Source organism: Falsiroseomonas ponticola (assembly GCF_016805305.1).
Taxonomy (GTDB): domain Bacteria; phylum Pseudomonadota; class Alphaproteobacteria; order Acetobacterales; family Acetobacteraceae; genus Falsiroseomonas; species Falsiroseomonas ponticola.
This window is the reverse complement of sequence record NZ_JAERQN010000021.1, coordinates 29,654-40,358: the sequence shown is the minus strand read 5'-3', so window position 1 is coordinate 40,358 and position 10,705 is coordinate 29,654. Positions and strand designations below refer to the sequence as shown.

Below are 10,705 nucleotides of genomic sequence, written 5' to 3'. Positions count from 1 at the left end.
CAGATCAGTCGACAACGCTCTCGTCATGGGCTGCTGGCCTCCGCCCAGCCAGCAGCTTGAATCAGAAATCAGCCCAAGCCGGAATCCCCAATCCGATTCCGTCTATGACGATCACGCTCTAAAAGCCCTAAAACGGCATAATCGGCTTAAAGCCCTAAATGTCTTAAAGAGCGCCCGGCCGCGCCGCCTCAGCGCGGCGTGACGATCCGGCAGGCGCGGGATGCCGCCCGCGCCAGCAGCAGCATCCGCCGCGCCGCGACCGCGCCCGTCGCCGCATCGCCCACCACGCTGGCCACCAGCGGGTTCGTCGTCACCGCCGTCACCGCCGCATTGATGGCGATATCCGCCGCCGCCACCGCGCCGGCCTCGAACAGCGTCCGCCGCAGCAGCTTCAGCGTGCCCGCGAAGCCCGGCCGCAGCCCGTGGATGGCCGCCACCTCCCGCACCAGGCGCACGCCGCGCCAGGCGATGAACAGCCCGTCCAGCGCGGGGGACGGCACCACCGCCGTGGCGGCAAGCGATTGCAACGCCGCCGCCCGCCCCGCCGCCACCGCCTGCCGGTCCAGCGCGGCGAGCGGCCCGGCTTCCAGCAGCGCCAGCAGCGTCGGCAGGTCGCTGGCCTGGCGCAGCGCCGGCAGGGTCGGCGCCGCCGCCGGCACCCGCGCCGCCCAGTCCAGCACCGCCCGCCGCGCGGCCGCATGATCGCCCCGCGCCACCGCCTCGCGGCCCCGCTCCACGCTCTCCAGCGCCGCCAGGCCGCGCAGCTCCCGCAGCCCGGCCCAGCCGATCAGCCCGTAGCCCAGCGCCGCCACGCCCAGCGTCAGCCAGCCCAGCGGCGCCCCGCGCGCGAACTGGTCCGCGACGAAGCCCGCGACATCGATCGCCGACAGGCCCAGCAGCAGCAGCAGCACGCCCGTCGCCGCCAGCGCCGGCGCCGACCAGCGCCGGGCGATCGGCGGCGGCGCCACCGGCACCACCGCCTGGTCCCAGCCGAGGTCGAGCCGCGGCGCCGCCGGCGCCGCCTCCTCCGTCAGCACCCGCGGGCCGCGCGGCATCTTCTCGCTCACAACAGGTCTCCGATCAGCGCCGCCAGCAGCGCGTCGAGACCCAGATGGGGAATGCCCGCCGCCCCGTCACCCAGCAGGCGGGGCGGCTGGAAGGCCGGCATCTCGAAATAGGGGACGTCCCAGAAATCGGAATCGGGGCGCCGCAGCGGCACCTCCCCGGGATAGACCGGCGTCAGCCGCCCATCCTTCATCAGCACGCCCCGCACGGCGGCCACTGGCCGGCCCTCCAGCAGGGCGGAGGTATCCTCCGTGCAGCGGATGGCGGCGATGGCGCGCACCGGCGTCTCCGCCCCCGCCACCGCCGGCGCCTGCCGCCCGACCAGGTCCGCCATCAGGGAGGCCAGCGCCTCCCGCGCCCGCGCGGGAACGTGATCCGCCTTGGTCGCCGCGAAGCCCACGCGGCGCACCCCCTGCCCCGTCAGCAGGTCGAGCCACCCGCCCCCCTGGCGCAGCGCCCCCGCGATGGCGGACAGCGCCGCCGCCGTGTCGTCGAAGGCTTCCTCCCCGGCATGCAGCGCGCTCAGCGCATCCACCAGCACCACCTGGCGGTGGAAGCGGCGGAAGAAGGGGTCGAAGAAGGCGGCGCGCTGGTCCTCCAGGTAGGCGGCGTGCCGGCGGCGCAGCAGGTCCGCGAGCCCGCCCCCGTGCCCCTCCGGCAGCGGGAAGAACCACAGCAGCGGCGCCTCCCCCCGCGGGCCGGGGTTCATCGCCCGGCCGGGCTGCAGGAAACGGAAGCCCATCTCGTCCCGCAGCCGCAGCAGCGCGGCGCGGTACAGCCGGAAGCCTTCCCGCGCCAGCGCCTCCTCCGCCGTGGCGCGCGGCGGCAGCGCATCGACGAAGGCCAGGAACTCGGCGGCCGCCACCGCCCGCCGCCCGACCCGCAGCCGAGCCAGCGTCTCCCGCGACCACTCGGGAAAATCCTGGTCGAGCATCGGCAGGTCGAGCAGCCATTCGCCGGGATAGTCCAGCAGTTCCAGCGTGACCCGCCGGTCCCCCATCACCATCCCCCGCGCCTGGCCGAGCCAGGAGGCGGGGGAGACGGTCAGCTCCAGCTCCAGGGTGGAGAGGTCCTCCGTCCGCCCCGGCCAGCGCGGCGGGTCGGCCGCCAGCGCCGCCAGATGCGCCGGCGCGTCGAAGCGCGGCGTCGCCTCCACCCCCGCGGGCACCAGGCGCACGCCCCGCAGCCGGCCGCCAGCCGCGGCTTCCAGCGCCGGCAGCGTGCGCGCGCCCTGCCCCGCCGCCAGCAGGTTCGCCACCAGCGAGGTCAGGAACACGGTCTTGCCGGCGCGGGACAGGCCCGTGACGGCCAGCCGCACACGCTCCCGCCCCGCCATCGCCCGCGCCAGGTCGGTCATGCCGGCCAGCGCGTCCTCGATCGGGGTGAGGAGCGGCATGCGGCGCGCCGCTTACTTCCGCTCGATCAGCTCGATCTTGTAGCCGTCCGGGTCCTCGACGAAGGCGATGACGGTGGTGCCGAACTTCACCGGCCCCGGCTCCCGCGTGATCTTGGCGCCCGCCGCGCGCAGCGCCTCGCACATGCCATAGACGTCGGGCACGCCGACGGCCAGGTGGCCGAAGCCGGTGCCGAGGTCGTACTTCTCCGTCCCGTAGTTGTAGGTCAGCTCCACCACCGCGGCGCCGGTCGCCTCCTCGGCATAGCCGACGAAGACCAGCGTGTACTTGCCTTCCGGCACGTCGCGGCGGCGCAGTTCCTTCATGCCGAGCAGCCGGGTGTAGAAATCGACGCTCCGCTCCAGGTTGCCGACGCGGATCATGGTGTGCAGCAGGCTGCTCATGGGTCTGTTCCTTGCAGGGTCTTGTCGATGCTGATCGCGGCCAGGAACAGCCCGGCGGCGTCGGCCTCGGATATGGTGGCGTCGCGATCGATCACGATGGTGCCGTAGTGGCCATCGCGCCGCGCCTCCACCGCGATGCCGCGCAGCCCGGCCGCGGCGGCGGCGCGGATGGTGTCGGGGCCGATGACGGGCAGGTCCACCAGCCTGCTCTGGCTGGGCTTCACCAGCTTCACCAGCACGCCGCCGGGCCCGTCCCGCCGCAGCAGGGCGGAGCGCGCCAGCATCTCGTCCGTTCCCTCGATCGCCTCGAGCGCCAGCACCAGCCCCTGCTGCACCACGCAGCCCTGCCCGGTATCGGCGATGCCGAGCTGCCGGCACACCGCGATGCCGCGCCGGATATCGGCCAGCGCATCCTCATCCGGCTGCGCCCGGGTCGGCACGCCTTCCTCGATCAGCAGCTGGTGGAAGACCTCCTGCGCGCCGATCGGCTCGAACCCCTGTTCGCGCAGCACGGAGACGACGGCCGTCAGCAGCGCGTCATCGCCGCCGAACAGCGCCTTCCGCCCGACCCGCGCCATCAGCCTGGCCGCTTCGGCATCCAGCCGCAGCGACAGGATGGAGGGCCGCTTCACCCGCCCCGCCAGCACCAGCTCCCGCGCCCCGGCCTGGCGCAGCATGGCGAACATCGGCCCGGCCTCCCCGAGCCGGGCGACGCCATGCGGATAGTCCCGCCAATCGGCCGGATCGGCGAAGCCCGAGAGCAGCACGGCGAAGACCGGCCGCCCCGCGCGCCGGGCGGCATCCGCCACGCGCAGCGGCATCAGGCCGCCCCCGGCGATGATGCCGAGCGGCTGGGGCGGCGTGGGCGCCGAAGGCGGGGGCGTCGTGCGAAGGGGGGGCGGCAGGCTCACGCGGCCTCTCCGCCCTCCTCATCCTCCGCGGCCCGGCCGAAGGGGCAGAGGCCGTGGCGGCCGCGGTTGCGGGCGAAGGCCAGGATCTCCGCCACCTGCGGGTTGCCGGGATGGGCGGCGGCGATAGCCTCCACATGGTCCTCCGGCCGCCCGCCGCGATAGAGGTCGTGCACCGCCCGCGCCACCACCATCACCTGGTCCTTCGAAAGGCCGAGGCGCCGGCGCATGGCGATGGTGTTCAGCCCGTGCAGCTTGGCGCGGTAGCCCTTGGCGCGGCCATAGGGCAGGACGTTGCGCTCCACCCCGGACATCCCGGCCACCATCGCCATCTGGCCGATGCGGACGAATTGCTGGATGGCCGCGCCGCCCTGGATGACGGCGAAGTCGCCGATCTCGACATGGCCGGCGAGCATCACGTTGTTGACCAGGATCACGCCGTTGCCGATGCGGCAGTCATGGCCGACATGGGCCACGCACATCACCAGGCAATCGGCGCCGATGCGCGTCATGCCCTCTCCGCCCGTGCTGCCGCGGTGGATGGTGGCGTGTTCGCGAATCTGCGTGCGGGCGCCGATGGAAACGCCGGTCGGCTCGCCCTTGTACTTCAGGTCCTGCGGCGGCAGGCCGATGGTGGCGAAGGGAAACACCTTGGCCCCCGCGCCGAGGAAGGCGCGGCCGTCGATGACGACATGCGCGACCAGCTCCACCCCCGCTTCCAGCACCGCATCGGCGGAGACGACGCAGCCGGGCCCGATCCGGCACCCCGCGCCGATGGTGGCGCCGGGCGCCACGAAGGCGGCGGGATGGATGAAGGCGTCCGGATGGACGCCGGCAGGCGCGAGCACGGCGTCCACGGTGGCTTGTCCGTTCACTTATCGAGGATCATGGCGGCATAGGTGGCCTCGGCCACGACCTTGCCATCCACCTTGGCCTCGGCGTTGAAGCGCCAGATGTTGCCGCGCTGCTTTTCCTTCACCACGTGCACCCGCATCTGGTCGCCGGGCACCACGGGCTTGCGGAACTTCGCGCTGTCCACCGTCATGAAATAGACCAGCTTGCCCTGGGCGGAAGGCCCGAGCGTCTCCACCACCAGCACCGCCGCGGTCTGGGCCATGCTCTCGATGATCAGCACGCCCGGGAAGACCGGGTGCTGCGGGAAGTGGCCCTGGAAGAAGTTCTCGTTGATCGAGACGTTCTTGATGCCGACGGCGGAGACGTTGGGGACGATGTCCACCACGCGGTCCACCAGCAGGAAGGGGAAGCGGTGCGGGATCGCCTGCATGATGCGGGCGATGTCGTAGGGCTCCACGGTCGCGGCCTGCGTCGCCGGCTGGGGTTCTGTGCTCTGGTCCATCGTCGTCTCTTCCGTCCCGTCCCTTCCCGGCGCGCCGCGCCGCGGCCCGGCACTCAGCCCTTGGCGGCCGGCTTGGCCGCGAGCTTGCGCAGCGTGGCGAAGGCGCGCAGCGTCTCCCGCAGCGGCCAGGCCGGCGATCCGCCGACAACCTCGCCCGCGCCGACATCGGACATCACGCCGGACTGCGCCGCGACCTGCGCGCGATCACCGATGGTGAGGTGGCCGGAAGTGCCGGACTGCCCGCCCATCTGCACGCCATCGCCGAGCACCGTGGACCCGGAAATGCCGACCTGCGACACCAGCACGCACGCACGGCCAGTCCGCACGTTGTGGCCGATCTGCACCAGGTTGTCGAGGCGCGTGCCAGCCCCCAGCACGGTATCCCCCTGGCTGCCGCGATCGACGCAGGCATTGGCGCCCACCTCCACCGCATCGCCCAGCAGCACGCGGCCGAGCTGGGGCATCGTCTCGAACCGCCCTTCCGGCGTCACGGCGAAGCCGAAGCCTTCCTGCCCGATCCGCGCGCCGGGATGCAGCACCACCAGGCGGCCGGCGACGCAATGGCTGAGGCTGGCATGGGCGCCGATCCGGCAGCCCTCCCCCAGCACCACGCCGGCGCCGATGACGGCATGCGGGCCGATCGCGCAGCCCGCACCGATCTCCGCCCCTTCCTCCACCACCGCATAGGGGCCGATCTCCACCCCCTCGCCGATCGTGGCGCCGGGGGCGATCACGGCCGTGGGGTGGATGCCGGGCCGCGGCGGCGGCATGGGGAACAGGCGGCGCGCGACGCGCCCGAAGCCCAGATAGGGGTTCGCCACGATGATGGCCGCGACCCCTTCCGGCACCCGCGCTGCGAAGTCGCGCGCGATCACCACCGCGCCCGCCCGCGTGGAGGCGAGCTGCGGCAGGTAGCGCCGGTTGTCGAGGAAGCTGACGGCCTCCGGCCCCGCCTCATGCAGCGGCCCGACGCCGGAGACGAGGCGCGCGGGGTCGCCGCCGACCAGCTCGCCCCCCGCCGCCGCGGCGGCCTCGGCAAGGGTCAGCGCGGCCCCCGCCCGGTGGAAGCGGGGATCGGCGGCCACCTGGTCAGTTCCGGCGGGCGGGCGCGGCGGCCGGCGGGGTGGCCGGTGCGGCGGGGGCCGCGGGCGCGGCGGCGGCCGCGGGCGGCGCCTCGATCGGCGCGGCGCTCTCGGGCAGCATGGTGACGCTGCGCAGCACGCGGTTCATCTGGGCGCTGATCTCATCCGTCAGGTCGAAGCCCGACTCGTTGAAGATCACCAGCGGCCGCGGCAGCACGATGTTCACGCCGCGCGATGCCGCCACCTGGCGGATCACGGCGCCCAGCGCCTGCTCGATCTGCTGGATCGCCTGCTGCGCCGCCTGGTCGATGGCGCGCGACCGGTCGCGGAAGATGCGCTGCGCATCCGTGATGCGGTCCTGCAGCTCGCGCTCGCGGTTGCGCAGCTGGTCGGCCGGCAGGGTGGCGCGGGCGGCGGCCAGCGCCTGCTGCTCCTCGCGCCAGCGCGCCTGTTCGCGCTGCAGGTCCTCGTTCAGCCGGGCGCGGCGGCGCTCGATCTCCTCCCGCACCTGGTTGAAGGCGGCGGAAAGGCGCTGGACCTCCGGGATGTCGACGATCGCGATCACCGGCGCCGGCGTGCGCTGCCCCGCGGCCGGGGCCGGCGGGCGCTGGCCCTGGGCGGGCTGCTGGCCCTGCGGCGGGCGCTGCCCCTGGGCCGGCTGCTGGCCCTGCGGCGGGCGCTGCTGCCCCTGGCCGGGCACGAACCAGTCCTGCCCCTGCTGGGCCTGCGCCAGGGCGCTCCAGGGCAGGACCGGGACCGTGGCCAGGGCGATCAGGGAAGCGGTCAGAAGAAGACGCAGACGCATCGGTCGATGATCCTGGAAACTGCTCAGAAGCGCGTGCCGAAGCCGAACCGCACGAGCTGCGTCTCGTCGTAGGACTTCTTCACCAGCGCCTGGGCGAGGTCGATGTTGATCAGGCCCACCGGGGTGCGCCAGGAAAGGCCGACGCCGGCGCCCACGCGCGGGCTGCTGTCATCGGCCACGCCCGTGCCGGTGACGGGCGTGTTGGACAGGGAGCCGACATCCACGAAGGCGCGGCCCAGCAGCCCGAGTTCGGAGGGCAGCGGCAGCGGGAAGCGCAGCTCCGTCGTCTGCGTCCAGATCAGGCGGCCACCGAGCGGGTCGCCGGAGGGCACGTCGCGCGGGCCGGCACCGGCCAGGGAGAAGCCGCGGAGGTTGTCGCCGCCCAGGAAGAAGCGGTCGATGATCCGCTCCGGCCGCCCGCCCCAGGGCGTCAGCTGGCCGACGCCGGCCTGCAGGGCCAGCACATAGTCGCTGTCCCCGAAGAAGCGCTCCAGCGGGATGTAGCCCGCCACGTCGCCGCGAAGCCGGACATAGGCGACATCGCCGCCGAGGCCCGCGACATCGGTGCCGACGCGGATGATGTAGCCGCTCTTCGGCTCGATCCGGCTGTCGCGCACGTCATAGGACAGCGTGGTGCCGATCTGCGACAGCAGCGTCTGGCCGCGCTGTTCCTGGATGAAGCGGCTGGCGCCGGAGGAGATGTCGAAGATGTCGCGCTGCACCAGGCTATAGGCCCAGCTCTGCCGCACCCGCTCGTTGAACTCGTAGCCCGCGCGCAGCGCCATGCCGACCCGCTTCTCGCGGTAGCCGGAGGTCTCGGTCAGGTTGCGCGTCACGTAGAAGAGGTCGATGCCCGCGGCCAGGTTCCGGTCCAGGAAGGACGGGTCGGTGACCGAGAAATCCACCTGCGTGCGCCGCTGCGCCAGCATGGTCTGCAGCCGCGCATCGATGCCGGTGCCGAGGAAGTTGCGTTCCCGCACGCCGAAATCGGTCAGGAAGCCCGCATCGGTGGAGAAGCCGCCGCCGAGCGAGATCTCGCCCGTCGCGCGTTCCGTCACCGTGGTCTGCAGCACCGTGCGGTCGGGCGCCGAGCCCGGCTGCGCCGTGATCTCCGCCTGGCCGAAATAGCCGAGGTCGCGGATGCGCTGGCGGGACCGGCGGACCTGCGCGGCGTTGAAGGCATCGCCCTCCGCGATGCGGAACTCGCGGCGGATGACGCGGTCCTGCGTGCGGGCATTGCCCTGGATGTCGATGCGCTCGACATAGGCGCGCGTGCCTTCCGCCACCTCGAAGGTGATGTCCACGCGCCGGGCCTCGCGGTCCCGCACCACGCGGGGGCGGACCTCGACGAAGGGGATGCCGCGCAGGCCGACGGCATCCGACAGCGCCTCGACCGACCGCTCCACCGCATCGCCGTCGTACCAGCCGCCCTCCTCCACCGCGAGTTCGCGGCGAAGCGCCTCGGGGTCCACGCCGCGCAGCGTGCTGGTGATCTGCACCTGGCCGACGCGGTAGCGCACGCCCTCATCCAGCGTGTAGGTCACGAAGAAGCCGCTGCGGTCCGGCGCCAGCTCCGCCGTCGCGGCCGTGACCTGCACATCGGCATAGCCGCTGCGCAGGTAGTAGCGGCGCAGCAGCTCCCGGTCGAAGTTCAGCCGCTCCGGGTCATAGATGTCGGAGGTGGAGAGGATGCGGTACCAGGCCTGCTCCCGCGTCGCCACCACGTCCCGCAGCCGGCTGTCGGAGAAGGCGTTGTTGCCCACGAAGTTGATGCGGCTGACCAGCGCCGCGTCGCCTTCCGTGATCTCGAACACCACGTCAACGCGGTTCTGGTCCAGCTGGATCAGCTTGGGCTCGACGCGCGCCGCGAAGCGCCCGCGCCGCGCATAGACGTCGAGGATGCGCTGCCGGTCCGCCTGCGCCTGCTGCGGCGTGAAGACGGCGCGCGGGCGCAGCTGCACCTCCGGCCGCAGCACGTCGTCGCTGACCTTGCTGTTCCCCTCGAAGGCCACGCGGTTGACGATCGGGTTCTCCTCGACCTGCACGCGGATGCGGTCGCCCACGCGCGTCACCGTCACGTCCCGGAACAGGCCGGTGGCGAACAGCGTGCGCAGGCTGCGGTCGAGGCGATCCGCATCGAAGGCGTCGCCGGGCTGCAGCAGCATGTAGGAGCGGATGGTGTCCTGCTCGATGCGCTGGTTGCCGGCCACGTCGATGCCGCGGACGATCCCCTGGGCGGGCGCCGCCGCGGGGGCGGGCTGGCGCGGCTGACGGGGCTGCGCCTCCGCGGGCCACGCGAGCGCGACCGGGGCAAGGCAGGTGGCGGCGAGCAACAGGAGCCGGTTGGCGACCAAGACGCAATTCCCTGGGGGGGGTGGGGGCGGGGCCGGAGACTAGCCGAGCGGACCCCGCGCCGCCACCCCTGCCCCGGGGTGGCCGCGCCGGGCGCCGCCCGCGGCTTCACTGGCCGAAGAAGAAGGCGCGATCGTGGCGGGGCGGGCGGCGGAAAAACCGCCGCCTTCCGCCATTTCCGGCCCGGGCCGGGGCTTCAGCCGAACAGCCCGGCCGCCCAGCGGAACAGGCCGAATTGCGACAGGTCGTTCCAGGTCGCGAAGACGAAGAGCGTGATCAACAGCGCGAATCCGGCGCGGTAGCCCATCTCCTGCGCCCGCGGCGGCAGCGGCCGGCCGCGAATCGCCTCCGCCGCGTAGAACATCAGGTGCCCGCCATCCAGCACCGGGATGGGGAAGAGGTTGATCAGCGCCAGGTTCACCGACAGCACCGCCATGAAGGAGACAAGGGCCGAGACGCCGATCTCCGCCACCTGGCCCGACATCTGCGCGATGCGCAGCGGCCCACCCAGCTCCTCCGCCCCCCGGCCGCCGGCGATCATCTGCCACACCGCCGCCAGCGTCTGCACCGTGATGTCGGAGGTCTGCTTCACCCCGCCCCACAGCGCGCTGAAGGGGTCCAGCCGCTCGAACTGCGCGGCCCCGGCGCCGACGCCGAGCACGCCCACTATCCGCTCCGCGTTCTGGCGGGAATCGGGCACGGCCTGCACCTGCCGCTCCCGCCCCTCGCGGTCGATCGTGATGGTCACGGACTGGCCGGCGCGGGGCTGGATGTGGCGCTGGATCTCCTCGAACCGCGTCACGGGCTGGCCATCCAGCGCCAGGATGCGGTCGCCCGGCAGCAGCCCCGCCCGCGCGGCGGCGGAGCTTTCCTGCACGCTGGCCACGGTGGTGGTGGAGGTCGGCTTGCCCACCGTCATGTAGAGGCCGCCGAACATCAGCGCGGCCAGCAGGAAGTTAGCGATCGGCCCGGCGGCGACGACGATGGCGCGGTCGCCGACCGGCTTCTCGTGGAAGGTCTGCCCGGGGCGCCAGGAGGCCCGGACCTCCGGGCTCGCATCCTCCGGCGTCTCCTGCCCATGCAGCTTCACATAGCCGCCGAGCGGCAGCCAGCCGATCCGCCATTCGGTGCCGCGCCGGTCCGTCCAGCCGGCGATGGCGCGGCCGAAGCCGACCGAGAAGCGCTCCACATGGATGCCGCGCCAGCGGGCGGCCAGGTAGTGGCCCAGTTCGTGGAAGAAGACGAGCACGCCCAGCACCACCACGAAGGCGACGACGGTGCGGATGGGTTCTGGCAGGAAGTCCAAGGTGCTCTCCAGGGGCGCATTGTCGCGCCGGA

11 protein-coding genes are annotated in these 10,705 nt (G+C 73.1%); 1 reads left to right on the top strand and 10 read right to left on the bottom strand.

Annotation, left to right across the window (positions count from 1 at the left end):
* Positions 1-202 (top strand): hypothetical protein (locus JJI54_RS32520; protein WP_226382272.1); only part of this gene is annotated, 202 nt, incomplete at its 5' end.
* Here JJI54_RS32520 and JJI54_RS30975 read toward each other — a convergent pair.
* The 10 genes from JJI54_RS30975 to rseP all read right to left on the bottom strand — a co-directional run bounded on the left by JJI54_RS30975 (position 189) and on the right by rseP (position 10,664).
* Positions 189-1,067, bottom strand: a complete 879-nt coding sequence (locus JJI54_RS30975) for a DUF697 domain-containing protein (protein ID WP_203077289.1) — start codon at positions 1,065-1,067, stop codon at positions 189-191. The two genes, JJI54_RS32520 and JJI54_RS30975, sit on opposite strands and share 14 nt — an antisense overlap.
* On the bottom strand, positions 1,064-2,461 hold the full coding sequence (locus tag JJI54_RS30970) for a YcjX family protein (RefSeq protein ID WP_203077288.1): 1,398 nt from the start codon (positions 2,459-2,461) through the stop codon (positions 1,064-1,066). Before JJI54_RS30970 ends, JJI54_RS30975 begins: the two co-directional genes overlap by 4 nt.
* Positions 2,462-2,473: 12 nt before the next feature.
* Entirely contained in the window at positions 2,474-2,863 is a 390-nt protein-coding gene (gene gloA, locus JJI54_RS30965) for a lactoylglutathione lyase (protein WP_092960828.1), read from the bottom strand.
* On the bottom strand, positions 2,860-3,774 hold the full coding sequence (locus JJI54_RS30960) for an LpxI family protein (RefSeq protein ID WP_404817634.1): 915 nt from the start codon (positions 3,772-3,774) through the stop codon (positions 2,860-2,862). The genes gloA and JJI54_RS30960 overlap by 4 nt, the downstream gene beginning before the upstream one ends.
* The gene (gene lpxA / locus JJI54_RS30955) at positions 3,771-4,628 is read right to left on the bottom strand and encodes an acyl-ACP--UDP-N-acetylglucosamine O-acyltransferase (RefSeq protein WP_318987616.1); all 858 of its coding nucleotides are present in this window, start codon (positions 4,626-4,628) and stop codon (positions 3,771-3,773) included. The genes JJI54_RS30960 and lpxA overlap by 4 nt, the downstream gene beginning before the upstream one ends.
* A 14-nt stretch (positions 4,629-4,642) precedes the next feature.
* On the bottom strand, positions 4,643-5,128 hold the full coding sequence (fabZ, locus tag JJI54_RS30950) for a 3-hydroxyacyl-ACP dehydratase FabZ (RefSeq protein ID WP_203077287.1): 486 nt from the start codon (positions 5,126-5,128) through the stop codon (positions 4,643-4,645).
* A gap of 53 nt (positions 5,129-5,181) precedes the next feature.
* Complete coding sequence (gene lpxD / locus JJI54_RS30945) at positions 5,182-6,213, bottom strand: UDP-3-O-(3-hydroxymyristoyl)glucosamine N-acyltransferase (protein ID WP_203077286.1); 1,032 nt, start codon at positions 6,211-6,213, stop codon at positions 5,182-5,184.
* Positions 6,214-6,217: 4 nt separating this feature from the next.
* On the bottom strand, positions 6,218-7,015 hold the full coding sequence (locus tag JJI54_RS30940) for an OmpH family outer membrane protein (protein ID WP_203077285.1): 798 nt from the start codon (positions 7,013-7,015) through the stop codon (positions 6,218-6,220).
* Positions 7,016-7,038: 23 nt separating this feature from the next.
* The gene (bamA, locus tag JJI54_RS30935) at positions 7,039-9,369 is read right to left on the bottom strand and encodes an outer membrane protein assembly factor BamA (protein WP_203077284.1); all 2,331 of its coding nucleotides are present in this window, start codon (positions 9,367-9,369) and stop codon (positions 7,039-7,041) included.
* Positions 9,370-9,563: 194 nt separating this feature from the next.
* On the bottom strand, positions 9,564-10,664 hold the full coding sequence (rseP, locus tag JJI54_RS30930) for an RIP metalloprotease RseP (protein WP_203077291.1): 1,101 nt from the start codon (positions 10,662-10,664) through the stop codon (positions 9,564-9,566).
* Between the last annotated feature and the right edge of the window lie 41 nt (positions 10,665-10,705).